23 protein-coding genes are annotated in these 23,504 nt (G+C 71.8%); 9 read left to right on the plus strand and 14 right to left on the minus strand.

What is annotated here, in order from left to right:
* The first annotated feature begins 8 nt into the window (after positions 1-8).
* Together ACFYOJ_RS18125 and ACFYOJ_RS18130 are read left to right on the plus strand one after the other, a co-directional pair.
* Complete coding sequence (locus ACFYOJ_RS18125; protein WP_356557303.1) at positions 9-236, plus strand: zinc ribbon domain-containing protein; 228 nt, start codon at positions 9-11, stop codon at positions 234-236.
* A 99-nt stretch (positions 237-335) separates the two neighbouring features.
* Positions 336-1,007 (plus strand): DedA family protein, encoded by a 672-nt coding sequence (locus ACFYOJ_RS18130; RefSeq protein ID WP_356557304.1) that lies wholly within the window; start codon positions 336-338, stop codon positions 1,005-1,007.
* A 24-nt stretch (positions 1,008-1,031) separates the two neighbouring features.
* Here ACFYOJ_RS18130 and ACFYOJ_RS18135 read toward each other — a convergent pair whose 3' ends face one another.
* The 3 genes from ACFYOJ_RS18135 to ACFYOJ_RS18145 form a co-directional block, all read right to left on the minus strand.
* Positions 1,032-1,844, minus strand: coding sequence for an HAD family hydrolase (locus ACFYOJ_RS18135; RefSeq protein WP_356557305.1), 813 nt, complete (start codon positions 1,842-1,844; stop codon positions 1,032-1,034).
* Positions 1,844-4,336, minus strand: a complete 2,493-nt coding sequence (locus ACFYOJ_RS18140; protein WP_356557349.1) for a phosphoribosyltransferase — start codon at positions 4,334-4,336, stop codon at positions 1,844-1,846. The genes ACFYOJ_RS18135 and ACFYOJ_RS18140 overlap by 1 nt, the downstream gene beginning before the upstream one ends.
* 148 nt (positions 4,337-4,484) lie before the next feature.
* The gene (locus tag ACFYOJ_RS18145; RefSeq protein ID WP_356557306.1) at positions 4,485-5,690 is read right to left on the minus strand and encodes an HpcH/HpaI aldolase/citrate lyase family protein; all 1,206 of its coding nucleotides are present in this window, start codon (positions 5,688-5,690) and stop codon (positions 4,485-4,487) included.
* 210 nt (positions 5,691-5,900) lie between these two features.
* Between ACFYOJ_RS18145 and ACFYOJ_RS18150 the strand changes: the two genes are divergently transcribed.
* A complete protein-coding gene (locus ACFYOJ_RS18150; RefSeq protein ID WP_356557307.1) occupies positions 5,901-6,878 on the plus strand; it encodes a TerD family protein in 978 nt (325 codons plus the stop codon).
* A gap of 51 nt (positions 6,879-6,929) precedes the next feature.
* Here the strand turns inward: ACFYOJ_RS18150 and ACFYOJ_RS18155 are convergent, their stop codons facing one another.
* The 6 genes from ACFYOJ_RS18155 to ACFYOJ_RS18180 form a co-directional block, all read right to left on the minus strand.
* Positions 6,930-7,667, minus strand: coding sequence for a Tellurium resistance (locus tag ACFYOJ_RS18155; protein WP_356557308.1), 738 nt, complete (start codon positions 7,665-7,667; stop codon positions 6,930-6,932).
* 152 nt (positions 7,668-7,819) lie between these two features.
* Positions 7,820-8,962, minus strand: a complete 1,143-nt coding sequence (locus ACFYOJ_RS18160; protein WP_356557309.1) for a DUF475 domain-containing protein — start codon at positions 8,960-8,962, stop codon at positions 7,820-7,822.
* 49 nt (positions 8,963-9,011) lie between these two features.
* Positions 9,012-9,587, minus strand: coding sequence for a TerD family protein (locus ACFYOJ_RS18165; RefSeq protein WP_356557310.1), 576 nt, complete (start codon positions 9,585-9,587; stop codon positions 9,012-9,014).
* A 119-nt stretch (positions 9,588-9,706) separates the two neighbouring features.
* On the minus strand, positions 9,707-10,282 hold the full coding sequence (locus ACFYOJ_RS18170; RefSeq protein ID WP_356557311.1) for a calcium homeostasis/redox stress adaptation protein: 576 nt from the start codon (positions 10,280-10,282) through the stop codon (positions 9,707-9,709).
* Between the two features lie 140 nt (positions 10,283-10,422).
* Positions 10,423-10,881: a peroxiredoxin gene (locus tag ACFYOJ_RS18175; RefSeq protein WP_356557312.1), complete on the minus strand. Its 459-nt coding sequence runs from the start codon at positions 10,879-10,881 to the stop codon at positions 10,423-10,425.
* Between the two features lie 145 nt (positions 10,882-11,026).
* Positions 11,027-11,464 (minus strand): DUF3052 domain-containing protein, encoded by a 438-nt coding sequence (locus tag ACFYOJ_RS18180; protein WP_356557313.1) that lies wholly within the window; start codon positions 11,462-11,464, stop codon positions 11,027-11,029.
* A 376-nt stretch (positions 11,465-11,840) separates the two neighbouring features.
* Here ACFYOJ_RS18180 and aceE point away from each other — a divergent pair, with 376 nt between their 5' ends.
* Complete coding sequence (gene aceE, locus ACFYOJ_RS18185) at positions 11,841-14,588, plus strand: pyruvate dehydrogenase (acetyl-transferring), homodimeric type (RefSeq protein ID WP_356557314.1); 2,748 nt, start codon at positions 11,841-11,843, stop codon at positions 14,586-14,588.
* A 90-nt stretch (positions 14,589-14,678) separates the two neighbouring features.
* Here the strand turns inward: aceE and ACFYOJ_RS18190 are convergent, their stop codons facing one another.
* Both ACFYOJ_RS18190 and ACFYOJ_RS18195 read right to left on the minus strand, forming a co-directional pair.
* The gene (locus ACFYOJ_RS18190; protein ID WP_356557315.1) at positions 14,679-14,987 is read right to left on the minus strand and encodes a small hydrophobic protein; all 309 of its coding nucleotides are present in this window, start codon (positions 14,985-14,987) and stop codon (positions 14,679-14,681) included.
* Between the two features lie 249 nt (positions 14,988-15,236).
* Positions 15,237-16,853, minus strand: a complete 1,617-nt coding sequence (locus ACFYOJ_RS18195) for an MFS transporter (RefSeq protein WP_356557316.1) — start codon at positions 16,851-16,853, stop codon at positions 15,237-15,239.
* 126 nt (positions 16,854-16,979) lie between these two features.
* On the opposite strand from ACFYOJ_RS18195, the gene ACFYOJ_RS18200 reads away from it, so the two are divergent.
* The 3 genes from ACFYOJ_RS18200 to ACFYOJ_RS18210 all read left to right on the plus strand — a co-directional run bounded on the left by ACFYOJ_RS18200 (position 16,980) and on the right by ACFYOJ_RS18210 (position 19,865).
* Positions 16,980-17,660 carry a TetR family transcriptional regulator gene (locus ACFYOJ_RS18200; protein ID WP_356557317.1) on the plus strand — a complete coding sequence of 227 codons (681 nt, stop codon included), beginning with the start codon at positions 16,980-16,982 and terminating at the stop codon, positions 17,658-17,660.
* 72 nt (positions 17,661-17,732) lie between these two features.
* Positions 17,733-18,950 (plus strand): alpha/beta hydrolase, encoded by a 1,218-nt coding sequence (locus ACFYOJ_RS18205; protein WP_356557318.1) that lies wholly within the window; start codon positions 17,733-17,735, stop codon positions 18,948-18,950.
* 66 nt (positions 18,951-19,016) lie between these two features.
* Positions 19,017-19,865, plus strand: a complete 849-nt coding sequence (locus tag ACFYOJ_RS18210; RefSeq protein ID WP_356557319.1) for a DUF4429 domain-containing protein — start codon at positions 19,017-19,019, stop codon at positions 19,863-19,865.
* A gap of 30 nt (positions 19,866-19,895) precedes the next feature.
* On the opposite strand, the gene ACFYOJ_RS18215 is transcribed toward ACFYOJ_RS18210, so the two are convergent.
* Positions 19,896-20,912, minus strand: a complete 1,017-nt coding sequence (locus ACFYOJ_RS18215) for an aldo/keto reductase (RefSeq protein ID WP_356557320.1) — start codon at positions 20,910-20,912, stop codon at positions 19,896-19,898.
* The gene (locus ACFYOJ_RS18220; RefSeq protein WP_356557321.1) at positions 20,909-21,394 is read right to left on the minus strand and encodes a MerR family transcriptional regulator; all 486 of its coding nucleotides are present in this window, start codon (positions 21,392-21,394) and stop codon (positions 20,909-20,911) included. Before ACFYOJ_RS18220 ends, ACFYOJ_RS18215 begins: the two co-directional genes overlap by 4 nt.
* Positions 21,395-21,490: 96 nt before the next feature.
* On the opposite strand from ACFYOJ_RS18220, the gene ACFYOJ_RS18225 reads away from it, so the two are divergent.
* Together ACFYOJ_RS18225 and ACFYOJ_RS18230 are read left to right on the plus strand one after the other, a co-directional pair.
* Positions 21,491-21,961, plus strand: a complete 471-nt coding sequence (locus ACFYOJ_RS18225; protein ID WP_356557322.1) for a GNAT family N-acetyltransferase — start codon at positions 21,491-21,493, stop codon at positions 21,959-21,961.
* 18 nt (positions 21,962-21,979) lie between these two features.
* Positions 21,980-22,795 carry a serine hydrolase domain-containing protein gene (locus tag ACFYOJ_RS18230; RefSeq protein ID WP_356557323.1) on the plus strand — a complete coding sequence of 272 codons (816 nt, stop codon included), beginning with the start codon at positions 21,980-21,982 and terminating at the stop codon, positions 22,793-22,795.
* Here ACFYOJ_RS18230 and ACFYOJ_RS18235 read toward each other — a convergent pair.
* The gene (locus ACFYOJ_RS18235; RefSeq protein ID WP_356557350.1) at positions 22,792-23,442 is read right to left on the minus strand and encodes a pirin family protein; all 651 of its coding nucleotides are present in this window, start codon (positions 23,440-23,442) and stop codon (positions 22,792-22,794) included. The two genes, ACFYOJ_RS18230 and ACFYOJ_RS18235, sit on opposite strands and share 4 nt — an antisense overlap.
* Positions 23,443-23,504 lie beyond the last annotated feature (62 nt).

The raw sequence follows: 23,504 nt of genomic DNA on the forward strand, positions 1-23,504 counted from the left end.
CTGTGCGCATGCCTCGCTACGAGTACCGCTGCCGCAGCTGCGGCGACACCTTCGAACTGAGCCGTCCCATGGCCGAGTCCTCCGCCCCCGCGCCCTGCCCGGCGGGCCACGAGGACACGGTGAAACTGCTGTCGACGGTCGCGGTCGGCGGCTCCTCCTCCGCACCGGCCCCGGCGCCCCGCGCGGGCGGCGGTGGCGGTGGTGGCGGCTGCTGCGGCGGAGGCTGCTGCGGCTGACCCCTGACGCCAGGGCGCCGGGGTGCCGGGGGTCCGCCGCTGCCGCTACCGCTGCTGCTGCTCAGGAAGTCTTCAGGTTCGTCCGCCTAGCGTGGAGACATGGCAGTCAACGCGGCGGAGCCGGCGGGCGGGGCGCCCCAGTGGATCAGCGACCTGATGGACACCCTCGGCGCGCCCGGAGCCGGGCTGGCCGTCGCCCTGGAGAACCTCTTCCCGCCGATCCCGAGCGAGGTCATCCTGCCGCTGGCCGGCTTCGCCGCCAGCACCGGCAGCATGAGCCTGGTGGCCGCGCTCGTGTGGACCATCGCCGGCTCGGTCGTGGGCGCCCTCGCGCTGTACGGCATCGGGGCGCTCCTCGGCAGGGAACGGACCGTCGCCGTGGCGGCCCGGCTGCCGCTGGTGAAGGTCTCGGACATCGAACGGACCGAGGAGTGGTTCCGCCGGCACGGCACGAAGGCCGTGTTCTTCGGCCGGATGCTTCCCGTCTTCCGTTCCCTGATCTCCGTCCCGGCGGGCGTGGAACGCATGCCGCTGCCGGTGTTCACGGCGCTGACCACGGCGGGCAGCGCGATCTGGAACACCGCCTTCGTGCTGGCCGGCTACTTCCTCGGCGACAACTGGACCCAGGTCAGCACCGTCGTCTCCGCGTACTCGAAGGTCGTGCTCGGCGCCGCCGCGCTGGCCGTGATCGCCTTCGTGCTCCTGCGCCTGCTGCGCCCGGGCCGCGGCAGCCGCCGCGGAGCCGGCCGTGACAGAGCCGGCCGCCGCTGAAGACCGCCCTCCGCACGACAGGCCCTAACGCCCCCGGCGTGCCGCCGTGACGAACTCGCGCAGGATCCGCTCCCCCGCCAGCACCCCGCGCTGGGGCAGCGCCTCGATCGCCGGTGCCGTCCAGCCGGAGTCCGCCAGCTCGCCGTGGCCGGGACGCCACCCCCGGTCCGCGGCCAGCAGCAGGTCCGCGTCGAGGAGGGAGTCGCCGGCGGCGAGGGTGAGTTCGGCGCCGGTGCGGCGGGCGACCTCCCGGACCGCGGCGCTCTTGGTGAGCGGCTCGGGGACCACGTAGATCTTGCGGCCCTGGAGGGAGACGGTCCAGCCGCGGTTCCCCGCCCAGACGGCGAGTTCCTTCACCCAGTCCTCGGGCAGCAGTTCGCGCTCGACGACGAGGTAGGCGAACAGGTCCTCGGCGATCCGCTGCTTGCGCACCCACACCGGGTCGGCGGTGCTCATGAGGTGGTCGCCGATCTCGTCCAGCGGGGCGCACTCGTCGGCCAGCCGCGCCGTCACCTGTGCGTGCCAGTCGGGGTCAGTGGCACCGTCCACCAGCAGGTGACCGCCGTTGGCGCAGATCGCGTACTTCGGCGGGGGTCCGGGCAGGCTGATCCTCCGGTACTGCTCGCGGGTCCGGGTGGTGGTGGGGACGAAGACCGCCGTGTCGCCGAGGTCGGTCAGCAGCTGCGCGGCCGTCTCGGTCATGTAGGACAGGGGTCTGCTCTCGTAGACCTCCACGCACAGCAGCCGGGGTGCCAGCGGGTCGGGCATGGTGAGCCCGAGGGCGGCGGCGGAGTAGATGAGCGTGCGGTCGAGGTCGCTCGCGACGAGCAGCGGCATCAGGCCGTCACCGCCCTGCCGTCGGCGCCGGTCGCGCCGCGCGTGTACCTGGGGTGGATCAGCCCGACGCAGGTGTAGGGCAGGCCGTCGACCTCCTCCACGGGCACGCCGCGCTGCTCGGCCAGCAGCCGCACGTGGTCCAGGTCGGCGCCCGCGCCGGTCCGGGCCAGCACCTTCCAGGGCACCCGGCGCAGCATCACGCGGGTGGTCTCGCCGACGCCGGGCTTGACGAGGTTGACGTCGTGGATGCCGTACTCCTCGCTGATCCGCTCGACGGCGGCCCAGCCCTCCCAGGTGGGGGTGCGGTCGGCGGCGAGGAGTTCCTTGGCCTGGGCGTCGACGGTGCCCGCGACCTCCGGGAAGCGGGCGGAGACGGCGTCCAGGAAAGCCACCGACAGGTCGGCGCCGGCGAGTTCGCGGTAGAACTTGGCGCCGTGGTAGTCGTGCGGGCCGACCAGGTCGGCGCGGAGCACGGTGCGCGATATCAGGCCGGAGACGGTGGAGTTGAGGCAGGCGGACGGGATGAGGAAGTCGTCGCGGGTGCCGTAGGTGCGTACGCAGGAGCCGGGGTCGGCGAGGACGGCGATCTCCGGGTCGAAGCCGGTGATGCCGTCGGAGGCCTCGAAGTCGCGCAGGGCGGCGGCGAGTTCACGGGTGATGGCGCCCTTGCCGGTCCAGCCGTCGACGAAGACGACGTCGGCGGGGTCGTGGTCGGCGGCCAGCCGGCGCAGCGCGTTGGCGTCGATGCCGCGGCCCCGGACGATCGACACCGCGTAGTGCGGAAGGTCGAGACCATGACGGAACCGCGCCCAGCGGCGCATCAGGATGCCGACGGGTGTGCCCGCGCGGGCGAGGGAGACCAGGACGGGGCGGGAAGACCGCTCGGTGAGCACGACCTCGGTGACGGCGCCGACGGCACGGGCCAGGCGGGCGGCGGACGTCTCCAGCGCGGCGTGGAACAGCTCCTGGTACTGCTCGCTGGGCTGGTACTCCACGGGCAGCGACTCGGCGTAGTGCGCGCCGCCGCTCTGGATCGCCTCCTCGCGCTCCTCGGTCGGCGCCTCCAGCGTCACGTCCGACAGGTCCTGGAGCAGCCAGCCGACCTCGTCGGGGGCGTACGAGGAGAAGGCGGGGCCGCGCAGGGGCTCGGGCAGCATGGAGGGCCTTTCGGAGGCGTGCGGGGACCTTGACGGGCCGGGGACGTAGGACGGGACGACCGCGAGCAGGACGTGCGGCGTGTGGGCGGCGAGCCGGGCCGTCAGGCCGTCGGGCGCGTGCAGCGCGGGGGTGTCGGCGGCCGAGTCGACGACGGCGACGACGGCGTCGAAGCCGGCCCCCGCGACGTTGTAGGCGTAGCGCTCGCCGGGGCCGTCGGCCGGGTCGTCGTGCGCGGGGAAGACCAGGCGGGTGCGTATCGCGTACCCGGGGTCGTCGACGGCGAGGACGGGAGAGCGGGTGGTGGTGGAGAAGCGCACCTCGGCGCCGGTGGTCCGCTCCAGCTCGCAGGCCAGGCGCAGCGGGGCGTACATCAGCTCCTCGAAGCCGAGGACGAGCACGCGGCGGGCGCCGGCGGGCAGCGCCCCGGCGATCCGGGCGGCCATGCCGGGCAGGGCGGCCTCGAGCCGGTCGCGCTGCGCGGGCGTGAAGCCGTGCCGCCCGCCGTCGGGCACCCCGGCCGGCCAGTCCAGCCCGACCCGGGTCACGGTGCCGGCCGCGACCGTGCTCTCCGCCTCGGCGGCACCGCTCGCGGCGGCGGTCTCCGCCTCGTGGCGGGCGACCAGCGCCTGCCCGCGCTCCAGGACGTCCGCCGGCAGACGCACCGTGCCCGAGGCGGCGGCGACCAGGTCGACGCGGGCGCCGATCTCGCGGGCGAAGTCCTCGAGCCGTCCGGCGTCGGCGGGCGAGCGCATGTCGACCAGGGCCACGACGACGTACCGGCGCCGCGGGTAGCGCTCGTGCAGGGCGCTGATCGTGTTCAGGACGGTGTTGCCGGTGGAGAACTCGTCGTCGACCAGGACCAGCGGCCCGTCGCCGGCCAGCAGCGCCGGGTCCTCGGGCAGCAGCAGGTGGGAGGTGGCGTGCGAGTGGGACTCCTCGAAGCCGCCCGCGCGGGCGACCCCGGCGACCGGGCGGCGCGTGGAATGCAGGCAGGGGGCGTCGCCCAGGCCGTCGGCGACCGAGTGGCCGAGGCCGGTGGCGGTCTCCGCGTAGCCGAGGACCACGGCCCTGCCCGCCTCCTCGGCGCCCAGCAGGCCGCGGACGCGGCGGCCGAGGGCGAGACCGTGGCCGTACACGACGGACGGGGACTGCGGGACGTGCTTGCCGAGCACGTGGGACACGAGCAGGTGGGCGCGCTTGGGGTTGCGGCGCAGGGCGAGTCCCAGCATGCCCCTGAGCGTGTCGTCGCCGGCGAGTTCGACACCGAGCCGCTCGGCGACCCAGCTGCCGGACCAGACCCCGTCGTGCCCTTCGGTCCGCGGTCCCTCGCTCATCCGCTCGTGCCTCCCATGGCCCACTGCGTCGTTCATGTGTTCCTTGCGTTCGGTCGGACAGGACGAAGAGATCTGCGTCAGACAGGTCGGACGGATCGCCCGGACGGGCCGGACGGACCGACCGGACGGGCCGGACAGTCCGGTGTGTTCAGTCGGACAGGCCGGCGGCGAGGAGTTCCACGAAGCCGATGTCCTCGTTGGCCACGCCGAACGCCTCGGCGCGCAGCAGGGTCCGCTCGGCCCATGCGCGGTGCGGCTTCACCTCGTTCATCTTGTTCGTGTACGCCGACCGCAGCACGCCCCCGCCGCCGCGCTCGGGGCGCAGGATGTCCTGGGCGTCGCTGAACTCCTCGCGGCTGACCACGGACAGGGCGTGCACCGGCAGCACGTGCGAGGGGTGGATGCAGGTCTTGCCGAGCAGGCCGTTGGCCCGGTCCAGGGAGATCTCCCTCAGCAGGCCGTCCATGGAGTGCTCGATCAGCTTCTGGCGCAGCTCCGTGGCCTGCACCTCCAGGAAGGGGCTCTGCCGCAGCTGCGGTTTGAACATCCTCTCCTGCACCCGGAAGTACTCCCAGACCGGCCCGGTCACCGTGAACCCGGTGCCGTCGGCCCGGCCGAGCATGTTCACCACGTCGGCGATCACGGAGGCGACGATCTGGACGTCGTAGGCCGTCATGTCGGGGGCCCGGCGCAGTCCGTAGGAGGAGCAGAAGTCGGTCACTCCGAGGCGCAGGGCGAGGATGCGGTCGCGGTACTTGTCGACGGCGCGGAAGATGCCTTCCAGCGTCTGCACGCGGGACTCGCGGTAGAGCAGGTCGGGCGACTCCAGCACCGGCATGGCGAACAGGCGCCGGCCGCTCGTCGCCTCGGCGGCGGTGAGCGCCTCCAGGAAGGGCACGCCGCGTGTCTCGGTGAACTTCGGCAGCACGAATCCGGACAGCAGCCGCACGGCCGGGCCCAGCCGCCGGACGAGGCCGGATATCTGCTCGGGGGTGCGGACCCGGATGAACAGCAGCGGGACGTCCGCGTCGTTGGGGGTCCCCCCTGCTCGAGCGGAGCCGGGAGCTTGGGGGAGGTCCGCCAGGTCCGTGAGCTGGCGGACGAGGTTCTCCTCGCCGGCCTCCACGTCGGCGTCGTCGATCGAGTCCTCCAGGCACAGCACCATCGACACCACGCCGCGCGCGCCCTGCTTGACGATGTCCTCGGCGAGACGCGGCCGGGTGGCCGGGCTGTAGAGGGTGGCGCCGAGGGCCGCGGACAGCAGCCGGGCCGGGGAGTCGGCGGTGAACTCGCAGGGCTCCTGGTGGAAGAGGCGCTGACGCACCTCAGGGGCGATGTGCCCGAAGTGACGCATGAATAACTCCCCCGTGGTGTCTGGGCGGCCTGAGAGCTGTCCGAGGTGGCCGGTAATAGTACGTACGCGTTCGTGTCGGTGGTTCCCACCGGGCATGAAAACCCGGTTACCCCGCCGTGTCGGCGGCGCGCGGCCGGGGCCGCGCGGACACGGTCCGGGTACCCCGCCCCCGCATTGTCGTGACCAGGACCGAGAAGGCAGGATGACGGCATGACGCACGCGATGCTGAAGGGGTCGAACGTCCCGCTGCAAACCACCACGGTACGCGCCGTGCTGCGCTGGTCCCCCGGGCAGGGGGTCCCCGACGTCGACGCCTCCGCGCTGCTCCTGGGGCCCGACGGCCGCGTGCGCTCCGACGAGGACTTCGTCTTCTACAACCAGCCCCGGCATCCGGGCGGGCAGGTCTGGCGGCTCGGCAAGAAGCGCGTACCCGAGGGCCTGACCGACACGATCCAGACAGACCTCGCCGGCGTCGAGTCCGCGGTGGACCGCATCCTCCTGGTCGCCTCGGCGGACGGCGTCACCTTCGACCGCGTGCGCGCGCTGCGCATCCTGCTGTACGACGCCGCGGCCGCGGACAGCGAGCCGCTGGCGTACTTCGACATCAAGCCGGAGACGGGCCAGGAGACGGCGCTGATCTGCGGTGAGCTGTACCGGCGCGGGGAGGGCTGGAAGTTCCGGGCGCTCGGCGAGGGCTACTCCAACGGGCTGAAGGGCCTGGCGACGGACTTCGGGATCTCGGTGGACGAGTCCGAGGCGGCCGAGGACCCGGAGGCCGCACCCGCACCGGTACCGTCCGCGCAGGCCCCCGCCGTGTCCGCGCCCGACCGGCCGGCGGTCGGTCCCGAGGAGCCGACGGCCGTGCAGCCGCTGCCGGTCCCGCCGCTGCCGCCCGCCCCGCCCGCGCCCGAGGTGTCGCCCCCGCTGCCGCCCGAGCAGCCCGCCGGAGTGCCCGCCCAGCCGGCCTACGGCTATCCGCAGCAGCCGCCGGCGACGACGGCACCGCCCGCCGCCCACGGCTTTCCGCAGCCGCCCGCACGGCCCGCCTACGGGTATCCGCAGGCACCCCCCGCCACCGCGGGGGCGCCCGGTGCGCAGTCCGGCTACGGCTACCCGCCGCCGGTCACCGCGGTACCCGACCCGGACTTCCGGCTTCCGCCGCAGGGACCGCAGTTCATCGGGCGGTAGCCGCCCCTCTCAGGCCGGACCGCACCGAACCGGGCTGAACCGGGCCGGCGCTCAGCGCTGTGCCTTGGTCTTGTAGCCCCGCCCCCACTGCAGCCCCCACCCGTAGAGCCGGTCCAGCTCCCCCTGGAAGCCGTAGACGAACTTCACCTCGCGGCGCACCACGATCTCGCCCTTGACGTTCTCGATCATCACCACGGCGCAGGAGCGGGCCTGCGGCTGGCGCTCGTCGAGGCCTATCTCGATGCGGGGGCCGTTGCTCGGGTAGAGCGTGACGACGGCGTGCGTGCGGTCGAAGGCGGGCGTCTGGTCGTAGATGTACGCGAAGAGCAGCAGGCGTTTGACGGCGTCGGCGTGGTCGAGATTGATGTAGAGCGTCTCGCCGGAGGCCGAGCCGAACCGGTCGTCGCCGCTGAGCTTGACGTACGGCGGGCCGTTGATGTCGCCGAGGTGGCCGCCGAGCGGCTGGACGACGCCGCGGCTGCCGTCCTGGAGCTCGTAGAGGCAGCCGAGGTCGAGGTCCACGTTGACCATGCTCTGGCTGTGGCCGACGACCTCGGGGGGCTTGAGCGCCCTGAAGGGGTGCCGCAGCAGGCTCTCGCGCTGCGTGCCCATGATGTCCGAGGTCCGCATCCGCCAGGCGAGATTGACCCGCAGATGGCCGGAGGCCGCTCCCTGTCTGGTCAGGGAGACCTGGCTGCGCCGTTTGGTCAGCTCGATGGCGTTGGTGGCCGCGCTGCCCGAGTCGAAGTCGTTCTCACGGCCGCGCCACAGCCCGTCCAAGAAGCCCATTCCCGCCCCCACCTTCACGTCACCGCCGACGGGGCGGCCCCGAGGAGTCGTCCTCGACGGCCGCCCCGCACAGAGCGTTCCCTCATCCGGTACCGGTGCACACCGGTGGCGTGGGCGCACCGGGGGCGCACCGGCCCGGGTCCGTCAGGGTGTCACACCCCGGAGGCGACCTCCGTCTTCTCGCCGCCGCCCGGTTCCCCGGCCGCGGCGAGCCGCTTGTTGCGGCGCACGGAGGACCAGAAGGAGGCGCCGATGAGGATCACGCCGATGAGGCCGGTGACGATCTCGTTGATCTCGTAGCGGATGGTGACCAGGAGGAGGGCGGCGAGGGCGCCGATGGCGTAGTGCGCGCCGTGCTCCAGGTAGACGTAGTCGTCCAGGGTGCCCTCGCGGACCAGGTAGACGGTCAGGGACCGCACGTACATGGCGCCGATGCCGAGGCCCAGGGCCATCAGGACGATGTCGTTGGTGATGGCGAAGGCGCCGATGACGCCGTCGAAGGAGAAGGAGGCGTCCAGGACCTCCAGGTAGAGGAACATGAAGAACGCGGCCTTGCCGGCCAGGGCGACGGCCGACTTGGGCCTGCCCTCGCGTGCGGCCTTCTCCTCGGCCTCGTGCTCGCGTTCCTCCTCCTCTTCGAGCTTGCCCTCGAAGTAGCCGGAGAGACCGCCGACGATCATGTAGGTGATCAGGCCCGCGACGCCGGAGAGCAGGACCGTCTCGGCCTTGTCGGCGTGGGTGCCGCCGTGCTGGTGGGCGTGGGTGGCCAGGGTCATCGAGGTGATGAGCAGGACGATCAGGGCGATGCAGGCCGACAGCATGTCCACCTTGCCGAGCTTGGCCAGCGGCCGCTCGATCCAGGTGAGCCACTTGATGTCGCGGTCCTCGAAGATGAAGTCCAGGAAGATCATCAGCAGGAACATGCCGCCGAAGGCGGCGATCGACGCGTGGGCGTCGGTGACCAGTTCCTGGTAGCGGTTCTTGTCGGTGAGCGCGAGGTCGACGGCCTCGATCGGCCCGAGCTGGGCGCTGACGGCGACGATCACGACCGGGAAGACCAGGCGCATGCCGAACACGGCGATCAGGATGCCGATGGTGAGGAAGATCTTCTGCCAGAAGGCATTCATCTTCTTCAGGATCCCGGCGTTGACCACCGCGTTGTCGAAGGACAGCGAGATCTCCAGGACGGACAGGATCGCCACGATTCCGAAGGCGGTCCACCCCCCGTAGAAGATCGCCGCGACCAGGCCGAGCGCGGTGACCGCGAACGACCACCCGAAGGTTTTCAGAACCACTGGCTACCCAATCCTGTGTGTACGGGGCTCCCCCGCGCCGTACTCGGCTTTACGAAACGTTGACTCCGAAGTCTAGAGCGATGCCGCGGAGCCCCGACGCGTACCCCTGACCCACCGCACGGAACTTCCACTCGCCCTGGTACCGGTAGAGCTCGCCGAAGATCATCGCGGTCTCCGTGGAGGCGTCCTCGCTGAGGTCGTAGCGGGCGAGCTCCTGGCCGTCGGCCTGGTTGACCACGCGGATGAAGGCGTTGCTGACCTGGCCGAAGGTCTGGCCGCGCTCGTCCGCCATGTGGATCGAGACCGGGAAGACGATCCTGTCGCAGTGGGCGGGCACCCGGGAGAGGTCGACGAGCAGCGACTCGTCGTCGCCGTCGCCCTCGCCGGTGAGGTTGTCGCCGGTGTGCTCGACGGAGCCGTCCGGGCTCTTGAGCTGGTTGTAGAAGACGAACCACTCGTCACCGAGCACCCGGCCCCCGCCGCACAGCAGGGCGCTCGCGTCGAGGTCGAAGGGTGCGCCGGTGGTGGAACGCGCGTCCCAGCCGAGACCGACCAGGACCTGTGTGAGGTCCGGTGCGGCCTTGGACAGGGAGACATTGCCCCCCTTGGCAAGAGTGACGCCCATGTGCTGGTCCCTCCCCGGGTGAAGGTTCTCGGTTCTCCTGCGCGTCCGGCGCCGCACGTAAACGTGCGGCGCCGGACGGTCGAGGCCGTCGCCTCGGAGGTTCGGAGGTTTCGGGTGGTTCAGACGTTCACGCCGAAGTCCTGGGCGATGCCGCGCAGGCCGGAGGCGTAGCCCTGGCCGATGGCCCGGAACTTCCACTCCGCGCCGTGCCGGTAGAGCTCGCCGAAGACCATGGCGGTCTCCGTGGAGGCGTCCTCGGACAGGTCGTAGCGGGCGATCTCGGCGCCGCCGGCCTGGTTGACGACGCGGATGAACGCGTTGCGGACCTGGCCGAAGGACTGCTGGCGGTTCTCGGCGTCGTAGATCGAGACCGGGAAGACGATCTTCTCGACGTCCGCCGGGACGTTCGCCAGGTCGACCTTGATCTGCTCGTCGTCGCCCTCGCCCTCGCCCGTGAGGTTGTCACCGGTGTGCTCGACGGAGCCGTCCGGGCTCTTGAGGTTGTTGAAGAAGACGAAGTGCGCGTCGCTGGCGACCTTGCCGGCGCTGTTCAGCAGCAGCGCGCTGGCGTCGAGGTCGAAGTCGGTGCCGGTCGTGGTGCGGACGTCCCAGCCCAGACCGACGATGACCGCGGTCAGTCCCGGGGCCTCCTTGGTGAGCGATACGTTGCCGCCCTTGCTGAGGCTGACTCCCACGAGTCCTCCCTTTGGTGTCCAGGGGCGGGGAGCCCCGTAGTGCGTTGGATGTCGTGCGGTGACTGTCGGATCAACGAGTCGATCCTAGTGACGGGTTCCCGCCCGGCGCAGTCCCTGCGGCCGGTGGACGACGGTGTCGGTCAGAGGGCGTCGAGCGCCTTCACGTACTCGGTCAGGTCACGGGCGTCCGGCAGGCCGTTGACGACGGTCCAGCGGACGACGCCCTCCCGGTCGATGATGAAGGTGCCGCGGACGGCGCACCCCTTGTCCTCGTCGAAGACGCCGTAGGCGCGCGAGACGTCGCCGTGCGGCCAGAAGTCGGACAGCAGGGGGTACTCCAGGCCCTCCTGGTCGGCGAAGACGCGCAGGGTGTGGATGGAGTCGTTGGAGACGGCGAGCACCTGGGTGTCGCGGTCGGAGAACTGCGGCAGGTTGTCGCGGACCTCGCACAGCTCGCCGGTGCACACGCCGGTGAAGGCGAACGGGTAGAAGAGCAGTACGACGTTCTTCCGTCCGTGGAAGTCGGACAGCTTCACGGTCGCGCCGTGGTTGTCCTTGAGTTCGAAGTCGGGGGCCTTGTCGCCGACCTGGATCGCCATGGTCCTGTTCGTCCCTTCGACGGGTGGTTCGCTGGGAACACCCTACGCAGGGACCGTCGCCCGCTCCGGACGGGCCGACGGCGGTCGGTCCGTCCGGAGCCGGGGTGCGGTGCCGGTGCGGCACCGGGGTGCGGTGCCGGTGCGGTTACCGCTTCGACTTGGCCGCCTTGGGCGTCGCCAGCCGGCTGCCGCTCCAGTCCTTGCCGACGCTGACGCTCTTGGCCGCCGTCAGGCCGGCCGTCGTCGCGGCTTCGGAGATGTCGCTGGCCTCGACGTACCCAGGACGGCCGGTCTTCGGCGTGAGGAGCAGGATCGCCCCGCCTTCCTCGATGTACGTGGTGGCATCCACCAGCGCATCCGTCAGGTCGCCGTCCTCGTCACGGAACCACAGCACGACGGCGTCGGCCACGTCCTCGTAGTCCTCGTCCACCAGCTCGCCCTCGACGGCACCTTCGATGGCCTCGCGGAGCTCCTGGTCGACGTCGTCGTCGTAGCCGATCTCCTGGACCACCTGCCCGGGCTGGAACCCCAGCCTGACGGCAGGGTTCGTCCGCTCCTCCGCGTGGTCCGCGGTCGCGCTCACGGGTTGCCTCCTGATCATGTCTTCGATGAATTTCCCGGCCACGCGCGTGCGCGAAGCCTGGCCGTAGTCCACACGGGCGGGACGGATCGCGCAAGTACCCGGCGTCCGGGACCGCCGAAACGGTGACGATCCGGGCCGTGTCGCCGCAACTTCAGCGCCACCGTCCCGGCCGAAGGTGACGTACACCACACCCTTGTGCCCCGTTTGCGTATTTGGGAACCACACGTGGGTACGAGATTCGAATGAACGTACCCCCGGTTCTCGGGGGAGAACCGGTTACCCCACGGTACAGATGACGTTTGGCTCCGCGAGGTACACGATGGGGGACCGGCGCAGACACCCGGCAGAAGTGGCCCTCCGACAGCGAAGGAACAGCGTGGCTTCCGCATCCGATCGCAATCCGATCATCATTGGCGGCCTGCCGAGTCAGGTTCCTGACTTCGACCCCGAGGAGACCCGGGAGTGGCTCGACTCCCTGGACGCCGCCGTCGACGAGCGGGGCCGGGAGCGGGCCCGCTATCTGATGCTGCGGCTCATCGAGCGGGCGCGCGAGAAGCGCGTGGCCGTGCCCGAGATGCGCAGCACGGACTACGTCAACACGATCGCCACCAGGGACGAGCCGTTCTTCCCCGGCAACGAGGAGATCGAGCGCAGGATCCTCAACGCCACCCGGTGGAACGCCGCGGTGATGGTCTCGCGCGCGCAGCGGCCCGGCATCGGTGTCGGCGGTCACATCGCCACCTTCGCCTCCTCCGCCTCGCTGTACGACGTGGGCTTCAACCACTTCTTCCGCGGCAAGGACGAGGGCGACGGCGGCGACCAGGTCTTCTTCCAGGGGCACGCCTCGCCGGGCATCTACGCCCGCGCCTACCTGCTGGACCGGCTGACCGAGCAGCACCTGGACGGCTTCCGGCAGGAGAAGTCCAAGGCGCCGTACATGCTGTCGTCCTACCCGCACCCGCGGTCGATGCCGGACTTCTGGGAGTTCCCGACGGTGTCGATGGGCCTCGGGCCGATCGGCGCCATCTACCAGGCGCGGATGAACCGTTACATGCACGCGCGCGGCATCGCCGACACCTCGAAGTCGCACGTGTGGGCCTTCCTCGGCGACGGCGAGATGGACGAGCCGGAGTCGCTGGGCCAGCTGTCCATCGCCGCCCGCGAGGGCCTGGACAACCTGACCTTCGTGGTCAACTGCAACCTGCAGCGCCTGGACGGCCCGGTGCGCGGCAACGGGAAGATCATCCAGGAGCTGGAGTCGGTCTTCCGGGGCGCCGGCTGGAACGTGATCAAGCTGGTGTGGGACCGCACCTGGGACCCGCTGCTCGCCCAGGACCGCGACGGCGTGCTGGTCAACAAGATGAACACCACGCCGGACGGCCAGTTCCAGACCTACGCCACCGAGTCCGGCGCCTACATCCGCGAGCACTTCTTCGGCGACGACCACCGGCTGCGCGCGATGGTCGAGAACATGACCGACGACCAGATCCTCCACCTGGGCCGCGGCGGTCACGACCACCGGAAGATCTACGCGGCCTACAAGGCGGCCGTCGAGCACAAGGGCCAGCCGACGGTCATCCTGGCCAAGACGGTCAAGGGCTGGACGCTGGGGCCGAACTTCGAGGGCCGCAACGCCACGCACCAGATGAAGAAGCTGACGGTCGACGACCTCAAGCGCTTCCGCGACCGGCTGCACCTGCCGATCTCCGACAAGGAGCTGGAGTCCGGTCCGCCGCCGTACTACCACCCGGGCCGGGACACGGAGGAGATCCAGTACATGCACGACCGCCGCAGGAGCTGCGGCGGCTATGTGCCGACCCGTGTGGTGCGCTCCAAGCCCCTGCCGATGCCGGGCAAGCAGACGTACGCGACCGTGAAGAAGGGGTCGGGTCAGCAGTCCATCGCGACGACCATGGCCTTTGTGCGGCTGCTCAAGGACCTCATGCGGGACAAGGAGCTCGGCAGGCGCTTCGTGCTGATCGCGCCGGACGAGTACCGCACGTTCGGCATGGATTCCTTCTTCCCGAGTGCGAAGATCTACAACCCGCTCGGCCAGCAGTACGAGTCGGTGGACCGGGACCTGCTGCTCGCCTACAAGGAGGCGCCGAACGGGCAGATGCTGCACGACGGCATCTCGGAGGCCGGCTGCACGGCCTCGCTGATCGCGGCCGGCTCGGCCTACGCCACGCACGGCGAACCGCTCATCCCGGTCTACGTCTTCTACTCGATGTTCGGTTTCCAGCGCACCGGCGACCAGTTCTGGCAGATGGGCGACCAGCTGGCGCGCGGTTTCGTGCTGGGCGCGACCGCGGGCCGTACGACGCTGACCGGTGAGGGCCTGCAGCACGCGGACGGCCACTCACAGCTGCTGGCCTCCACGAACCCGGCGTGCGTGGCGTACGACCCGGCCTTCGGCTTCGAGATCGCGCACATCGTCGAGGACGGCCTGCGCCGGATGTACGGCGGGGACGAGCAGCACCCGCACGGCGAGGACGTCTTCTACTACCTCACCGTCTACAACGAGCCGATCCGGCACCCGGCCGAGCCGGAGGACGTGGACGTCGAGGGCATCCTCAAGGGCGTGTACCTCTTCAGCGAGGGCACGGACGGGGTGATCCCGGCGCAGATCATGGCGTCCGGCGTCGCGGTGCCGTGGGCCGTCGAGGCGCAGCGGATCCTCGCCGAGGAGTGGAACGTACGCGCCGACGTGTGGTCGGCGACCTCGTGGAACGAGCTGCGGCGCGAGGCGGTGGCGTGCGAGGAGCACAATCTGCTGCACCCCGAGGAGGAGCAGCGGGTGCCGTACGTGACGCGGAAGCTGTCGGGTGCGCAGGGGCCGTTCGTGGCGGTGTCCGACTGGATGCGGTCGGTGCCGGACCAGATCGCGCGGTGGGTGCCGGGGACGTACCAGTCGCTGGGCGCCGACGGCTGGGGCTTCGCCGACACGCGCGGTGCGGCGCGGCGCTTCTTCCACATCGACGCGGAGTCGATCGTGGTGGCGGTGCTGAGCGAGCTGGCGCGGGAGGGCAAGGTCGACCGGGCGGTGCTGAAGCAGGCGGTGGACCGGTACCGGCTGCTGGACGTGACGGCGGCCGACCCGGGGCCCGCGGGCGGGGACGCGTAGCGCGGAACGGCCGCCGAGACGGCAGGAGGAGTCCCCCGGCACCGCCGGGGGCCTCCTCCTGCCGTGCCTGCCGCCGGGCTCGCCGGCCGGTCAGAGCATGCCGTTGCCCATGCCGGCCGATCCGGCGAGCCAGATGATCGCCAGGAGCGTGTCGATGGCGCCCAGGGCGAGGGCGACCACCGCGGGCACCGGGCGGGATCCCGCCCGGCTCCGCCCCATGGCGAGCCATCCGCAGACGATCGCGGCGGGGCCGAGGACGATGCCCAGCGCGAAGAACCCCGCGACCGCGCAGACGACTCCGATGATGCCGAGCGTCGCGCGATCCGGCCCGGTCTCCGACCACGTCCGGCCGGGCGATCGAGGGTTCCCGCGCGTTCCGTGTCCGAAGCTCGCCATCATCAACTCCCTGAACCTCTTGCCGAGTTCGGGTTCATCTCGGGTCGATGTGCGAGTACCCGCACACGGGTGGACAATCCCTGTGCGGTGTGCTGACCGCGCGCTGCCCCCCTCCGGCAGCGCGCCGCAGCATCCACCTCCCATGCCCTGCGGAGGACCTGACCCACTGTGACCTGTGGAGACCTCCGCAGGGGAGGGTTCGCCGTTTTCGTCACCCTGATGGACGAACGGGCGGCGGGGGCGGACGGACCGTCAGATGTGGCCCACGCCCGCACCGGCCTCGGCGTTCTCGCCGCGCTTGGTGAGGAAGGCGACCAGCACCGCCACCACCGCGACACCCGCGGCGACGAGCGAGGCCAGGCTCATACCGGAGATGAAGGTGTCGTGCGCGACGTCCGTGATCTTCTCGGCGAGCGGTGCCGGGGTACCCGGAGCGACCGGGGCGGCGCCGGCCTGGACCGCCTCGGAGGCCTGGCCGAGCTGTTCCGGCGTCAGCGCGGGGAGCCCCGCGTCCGTCCAGTTGCCCGGCAGGTCGCTGTCGACCTTGGAGGCCATGACGGCGCCCAGCACCGCCGTGCCGAGGCTGCCGCCGATCTGCATCGCGGCCTGCTGGAGACCGCCGGCCACGCCGGACAGCTCCATCGGCGCGTTGCCGACGATGACCTCGGTCGCGCCGACCATGACGGGCGCGAGGCCGAGACCGAGCAGGGCGAACCAGAGGGACATCGCCAGGCTGCCGGTGTCCGTCTCCAGCGTCGACATGCCGTACATGGCGAGCGCCGTGCAGGCCATGCCGCCGGCGAGCGGGACGCGCGGGCCGACCTTGGTGATCATCGTGCCGGCCAACGGCGAGCCGACGATCATCATGCCGGTGAGCGGGAGCAGGTGCAGACCGGCGTCGACCGGGCTCATGCCGTGCACGTTCTGCAGGTAGAAGGTGACGAAGAACAGGCCGCCCATGAAGGCGATGGCCATCAGGACCATCAGCAGCACGCCCGCCGACAGCGGCACCGAACGGAACATCGCCAGCGGGACCAGCGGCTCCTTCACCTTCGTCTCCCAGAAGGCGAAGGCGGCGAAGGCCACGACGGAGACGGCGATGAACAGCCAGGTGTCGCCGCCGCCCCAGCCCCATTCCGGCGCCTTGATGAGGGCCCACACCAGGCAGAACATCGCACCGGAGAGCAGGACGATGCCGAGGACGTCGAAGGAGCGCGGCGCGTTCTCCACCCGGTGGTCGCGCAGGATCAGCAGGCCGAGGACCAGCGCCAGGACGCCGACCGGCACGTTGATGAAGAAGACCGACTGCCAGTTGACGTGCTCGACCAGCACACCGCCGAGGATCGGGCCGCCCGCGGTGGAGGCGCCGATGACCATGCCCCAGATGCCGATGGCCATGTTGAGCTTCTCGGCCGGGAAGGTGGCCCGCAGCAGTCCGAGCGCGGCCGGCATCAGCAGCGCGCCGAACAGGCCCTGCAGGACACGGAACGCCACCACCATGGCGATGCTGCTCGACAGCCCGATCGCCCCGGAGGCGACGGCGAAGCCGGCCACGCCGATGAGGAAGGTCTGCCGGTGCCCGAAGCGGTCGCCGAGCTTGCCCGCGGTGATCAGGGAGACCGCGAGGGCGAGGAAGTAGGCGTTGGTGATCCACTGCACGTCGGCGAGGGTCGCCTGCAGATCGTCCTTGATGGCCGGATTGGCGATCGCCACGATGGTGCCGTCGAGGGCCACCATCATGACCCCGACCGCGACGGTGACGAGGGTGACCCACGGGTGCCCGCGCAGCCCCGGGGCGGGCGTGGCACCCGACGGGGCGGGTGGTCCGTCCCCCGGCTCCGTCTTGTCGATGGTGGTCTGACTAGTCATATCTTCGAGGCTAGTGACAGCGACTGACAGTTGACAAACCAATTCACCGGCCGGTCGCCGACCCGTCGTCCCCGTATAGCCTGAACGTAGCCTGAACTGCGGAAACGGGAGACGAGGAGTCGCCTTGTGAACACGGCGGACACGCCGCCGGCGGCGGGAGGCACCCGGGAGACTCCCCCTCCGGGCCTGCGCGAGCGCAGGAAGCAGCACACCCGGGACACGCTGCTGCGCACCGCCCTCGAGCTGTTCACCGAGCGCGGCTACGAGGAGACGACCGTCGACGACATCGCCGGGGCCGCCGGCGTCTCGCAGCGCACCTTCTTCCGCTACTTCGCGACCAAGGAGGAGGCGGCGTTCTTCGTCGCGCGGCTCGCCGAGTCGCACTTCGTCGACGCCGTACGCCGCCGCCCGCCCGGCGAGGCACCGCTGGACGCGCTGCGCGGGGCCCTGGCGGAGAGCTGGGACACCATCGGCGAGGCCGTCGAGCAGGTGGTGCCGCTCGACCTGCACATGCGCTTCTACCGGGAGATCGAGTCGACGCCCGCGCTGCTCGCCGCCCATCTGCGCCGCGCCAACGAGCTGGAGGAGGAGATCGCCCGCGTCGTCGCCGCGCGCGAGGGCCTCGGCGTGGACACGGACCCGCGGCCGCGGGTGGTCGTGGCCGTCTTCGGCGCGGTGATGCGGGTGACCGAGCGGATCTGGTCGGCGCGGCCCGACGCCGGCCTCGCCGACCTGCGTGACCTGACGGCCGCGTATTTCGACCAGGTGGAGCCGGCGCTCGGCGGGACCTGGCGGAGAACCCCGTAGCACACGGCCGAAACGTGATCCGTGCCACTTGGTCCACGCGGGACACCGCCGTTCTCCTAGTGTGTCCTCCCAGTGACTTCCTTCGACACCTCTCCGCAACTGAACCTCTGGCGCGTCCTGCTCGCCCTGGCCGTGGTGTTCGTGATGCTGGCGACCACCGGCTGGACCGCCCTGCGCAACCAGCGGGGACCCACGGCGCTCGAGGCCTCGCTGACCGCCTGGGAGCACGGCCGGATCGACGGGCGCCGGCTGCCCGACGCGCAGTCCGCCCCCGCCCGCCTCGCCCGTTTCTTCGCCTCGCTCACCGAGCAGCAGCGGGCTGACCTCGCCCGCCGCTACCCGCTGGCCGTCGGCAACATGAACGGCGCGCCGGCCGAGCTGCGCTACCGGGCCAACCGGGCCGCCCTGCGCGAGGCCCGCGCGGTCGAACGCCGGCGCATGCACGACAAGCGTCTCTCCGCGTCGGGGCAGCGCGAGGCGGGCCGCCGCGCCCACCGCTACGCGTCGTTGCTGGACCCCGGCCGCCGCGTCCTCGCCTTCGACCCCGCGGGCCCGGGCCGGATCGCCGAGGTCTTCGGCGACCTGGCCCGCGCGGACCGGGTGTCCGTCGTCGTCCCCGGCGTGGACACCGAGCTGCTCACCTTCCAGCGCACCAGCCGCAAGTACGCGGCACCCGCCGGGATGGCCCAGGCGCTGTACGAGGCCGAACGCGCGGCGAGCCCGGCCACGCGGACGGCGGTGATCGCCTGGGCCGACTACACCTCCCCCAGCGGTCTCGGCATGGAGGCCGCCACGGCGGTCCGGGCCGAGCGCGGGGCCGTCCGGCTGAACGCGCTGGTGCGGGCGCTGCCCGGCCACGCGCCCGTCGCGCTGTTCTGCCACAGCTACGGCTCGGTCGTGTGCGGTCTGGCCGCCGACGAGCTGCCCGCCCGGGTGAGCGACATAGCGGTGGCCGGCAGCCCCGGCATGCGGGCCGAGAAGGTCTCCCATCTGCGCACCTCCGCCCGCGTCTGGTCGATGCGGGACGCCGACGACTGGATCCAGGACGTGCCGCATCTGGAGCTCGGCGGGCTGGGCCACGGCGCCGACCCGGTGTCCCCGGCCTTCGGGGCGCGGGTGCTGTCGGCCCGGGGCGCCCGGGGACACGCCGGGTACTTCGTGCCGGGCACGGAGAGCCTCGAGAACTTCGCCGGGATCGGCGTCGGCGCGTATCACACGGTCGGCTGCGCCCGCGGGGACGACACATGCCGGGCGGATTTGTCCGCAGCAACGGCGGCCGGACGCGCGTAGAGGAGCAGAAACTCCGGTTTGCGCGGAGAGGGGACGAAGAAGCGGGTGCCGCATACGATGAGCCGCATGGGTGACGTACTGGCCGGATTTCATGCCGCCTGGGAGTTCGAGTCCGACTCCGTGCTCATCCGCTACGAACGGGGGATTCGAACACCCAAGCTGTTCCAGGCGCTGGGGGAACGCCGCGTCCCGCTGGAGGCGCTCGCCGAGGTGACGCTGACGCCCGGCAGACGCGGCACCGTCGTGCTGCGCGCCGTGCCGCGCCCGGGCGCCGACCCGCTGATGGATGCGGCGGACGGGCAGCTCAAGGAGGGCTGCGACCCGTACCGGCTGGTGCTGCCCGCCGAGCGGGAGACCCTCGCCGAGTACTACGCCGACGAGCTGCGCGGGCTGCTGAGCGGGCCCGGCCGGGCCGAGCGGTTCCTGGTGGCCGCGCCCGAGACACCGCTGCAGTTCAAGGCGTACGACGGGAAGGCGTCCTTCGACGGTACGACGGTGACGTTCCGCTGGTTCTGGACGGGCGCGTCGTCGGCGAAGTGGAAGGCCGGCGACCAGAGCTTCCCGGTCGCGGAGCTGGGCGGGGTGGAGTGGCGCTCCCCCGAGGTGTTCGACGGGTACCTGAGACTGCTGCCGCGGGACGGCACCCCGGCCGTCCCGCAGGCCGACCAGGACCCGGCGTCCGTCGTCTTCGGCCTCGGGTACGGGCCCGTGCACGAGTCGCTGCCCTTCGCGGCGGCGGTGCTGGCCGCGGTGCGGGAGCGGGGCGCCGGGACACCGGTGCCGGTGCCGGCGCCCCGGCGGGACCCCGCCGACATCGCCGAGCGGATCCGGCACCTCGGGGAACTGCACCGGGCGGGGCTGGTGACGGACGAGGAGTTCTCCACGAAGAAGGCGGAGCTGCTGGCGGAGCTCTAGTGCCGCGGCACCAGAGCTCCGCCGGTGCCTCTACTCACGTCCCGCCGACGTGAACGTCATGTCCGCGTACCGGTCGCCCGCGACCTTGCCGGCGAGGGGTTCCAGGAGGGCGAGTTCCTCGTCGGTCAGGACGATCCGCACCGCCGCCGTGTTCTCCTCCACCCGGGCCGGCCTGCGGGTGCCCGGGATCGGGACGACCGGCAGGCCGTGCACCGCCGCCCGCTGCTGGGCCCAGGCCAGCGCGATCTGGCCGGGCGTGGCGCCGTGGGCCTCGGCGACCGCGCGGACCGGCTCCAGCAGGGCCGCGTTGGCCGCCGCGTTGTCGCCGGTGAAACGGGGCTGCTGACGGCGGAAGTCACCGGGCGTCAGGTCCCGGTCGGCGTCGGCGAAGGAGCCGGTGAGGAAGCCCCGGCCGAGCGGCGAGTACGGGACGAGCGCCACGCCCAGTTCGCGGGCGGCCGGCACCACGCCCGCCTCGATGTCCCGGCTGAACAGCGACCACTCCGACTGCACGGCGGCGATCGGGTGCACCGCCTGCGCCGCCCGCAGTTCGTCGCCCGTCACCTCGCTCAGGCCCAGGTGCTTGACCTTGCCCTCGCGGACCAGGCCGGCCATGACGGCGACGGTCTCCTCGATGGGCACGTCCACGTCGCGCCGGTGCATGTAGTACAGGTCGATCACGTCGACGTCCAGGCGGCTCAGGCTGGCCTCGACCGCCCGGCGGACGTACGGCGCGTCGTTGCGGATGATCCGCTTCGTCGGGTCGTCCGGCGGGATCGCCAGGCCGAACTTGGTCGCGATGACGACCTCGTCGCGGTGGGCCTTGAAGAAGGGGGACAGGAAGCGTTCGTTCGCGCCGTCGCCGTACGCGTCGGCCGTGTCGTAGAGCGTGACGCCCAGTTCGAGCGCCCGCTCCAGGGTCGCCCGGGACTGTTCCGCGTCCGCGGGGCCGTAGGCGAAGCTCATGCCCATGCAGCCGAGGCCCTGGACGCCCGCCTCCGGGCCGCCGTCGCCGAGCCGTACCGTCGGGATCCTGCTGTCGTTCATCGGGTCGTCTCCCCTTCGCGGGCGCGTTCCGCGTCCCCGTAGAAATCGATCTTGCGGTCGAGCACGGCGAGGGTGTCCTGGAGCTCGGCGATCCGCGCCAGGACGTCGCGGCGGGTCGACTCCAGCAGTGCGCGCCGGTCGGCGTAGGTGCGCTCCCCCGCGCGCACCAGCTCCGCGTACCGGACCATGTCGGCGACCGGCATACCGGTCAGGCGCAGCTTGCCGACGAGGCCGAGCCAGTCGAGGTCGCGGTTGCTGTAGCGGCGCTGCCCGGTGTGCGAGCGGTCGATGTGGGGCATCAGGCCGATCCGCTCGTACCAGCGCAGGGTGTGGGCCGACAGTCCGGTGAAGGCGGCGACCTCGCTGATGGTGTAGCGGTCCTGGCCGTCGGGGCGCGGGTGGCGCCGGGGCGGGGCGGCACAGATGTCTGTTCTGGTGGCGTTCGGCAGGGTGGTCCCGGCCGTGGTCTGCATCACCGTCATGCTCCACACGCTATGACCTTGGAGTGCACTCCAGGCAAGCGTGTGCGGGCGGAAAACGGCGTGAGGCGGGACGCCCGGCTGGCTGGCATGCCCGGCATGAGTCCCGTACGCCGTGCGCTGCCCGGGGACGCGGAGGAAGTGCTGCGTCTGCGTCAGGTGATGATCGACTCGATGCCCCTGGCCGATCCCTCCACGGCATGGCACGCGGAGTCCCTGCCGGTGCTGCGCGGCAGACTGGCCGAGCCGGACGGCACCTTCGCGGCGTTCGTCGTCGACCACCCCGAACGGCCGGGCGCGCTCGCGTCCCTGGTGGCCGGCACCCTCGACTACCGCATCGGCGGCGCCCGCAACCCGCTCGGTGTCGACGGCTACGTCTTCAGTGTCGCCACCGACCCGGAGGCGCGCCGCCGCGGATACGCGCGCGCCTGCATGGAGGCCCTGCTGGAGTGGTTCCGCGAGCACGGCGTCCGGCGGGTCCGTCTCACCGCCTCCTCCCAGGCCGAGCCGCTGTACGTCTCGCTGGGCTTCCGGCCGAGGCCGGACCCCTTGCTGGAGCTGACACTGTGAGCGCTTAGGCTCGACGGCATGTCGCTGAAGAGCCTCGCGCTGATCGAGAACTGGCCGGTCCCCACCGCCGCGGCGGGTGTCGTACGCGCCGACGGCACGGCCCTGGGGACGCACGGGCCCGTCGGGCGGCGCTTCCCCCTCGCCTCGGTCACCAAGCCGCTCGCGGCGTACGCGGCGCTCGTCGCGTACGAGGAGGGCGCGATCGAGCTGGACGAGCCCGCGGGGCCGCCCGGTTCGACGGTCCGTCACCTGCTCGCGCACACCTCGGGCCTGGCCTTCGACGAGTACCGGACGACCGCCCCGCCCGGGGAGCGCCGGCTGTACTCCAACGCCGGTTTCGAGCAGCTCGGCGACCACATCGCGAAGGCGACGGACATCCCGTTCCCCGAGTACGCGCGGCAGGCGGTGCTGGAGCCGCTCGGCATGACGTCGACGTCGCTGGACGGCTCCCCCGCCAAGGACGGGGTGTCCACGGTCGAGGACCTGCTGCGCTTCGCCGCCGAGGTGCAGGCGCCGCGCCTGCTGGACCCGCGCACGGTCGCCGAGGCGATGACCGTCCAGTACCCGGGGACCAAGGGCGTGCTGCCGGGCTACGGCCACCAGAACCCCAACGACTGGGGCCTCGGCTTCGAGATCCGCGACGCCAAGTCCCCGCACTGGACGGGCTCTTCGTCCTCGCCCCGCACCTTCGGCCACTTCGGCCAGTCGGGCACGTTCCTGTGGATCGACCCGGACGCGGGCGCGGCCTGCGTGGCCCTGACCGACCGCGCCTTCGGCGCGTGGGCGGTCGAGGCGTGGCCGCCGTTCACGGACGCGGTGCTGGCGGAGCTCTAGGACATCTCCCACAGCAGCAGTTCGGCGTCGGACACCGCCACCGCGTCCGTCCCCTCCCCGTCCGTGATCCGGGCCGCGTCGCCCGGGGCCAGCCTCTCGCCGTCCAGGGTCACCTCGCCGCGCACGACGTGGACGTAGACGTACGGCGCGGCAGGCACCGGCGTGCGCCCGCCCGCCGCCGGGCGGCGTACGTGGAGCGTCGCGCCCGCCTCCGGGAGGGCGTACGGGGTGGGGTCCGCGAGGTCCCGGACGACCTCGTAGGACGGCTCGCCCCCCGGTGCGAGCGGGGCGAGCCACATCTGGAGGAAGGTCAGGGGCACGTCGCCGCCGTTGCGTTCCACGTGCCGCACGCCGGACGCGGAGCTCAGGCGCTGCACGTCCCCGGCGCGGACGACCGTCTCGCGGCCCGTGGAGTCCCGGTGGGTCAGCTCGCCCTCCACCACCCACGTGACGATCTCGGTGTGGCTGTGCGGATGCTCGTCGAAGCCGGCGCCGGGGGCGAGACGCTCCTCGTTGCAGGCGATCAGCGCCCCGAAGCGCAGGTTGTCGGGGTCGTAGTGGGGCCCGAAGGAGAAGGCGTGCCGCGACGCGATGCCGGCCGCCGGATCCCCGCCCTGGTAGCGCTCGTCGGCGCGCCGTACGTCCATCACGGCGTCCACCGTAGCGCCGGTGCCGCGTGTCCCGGTGGGCGGCCGGGGGCGCCGGGCAC

It is taken from the genome of Streptomyces sp. NPDC006384 (genome assembly GCF_042870695.1).
GTDB lineage: Bacteria > Actinomycetota > Actinomycetes > Streptomycetales > Streptomycetaceae > Streptomyces.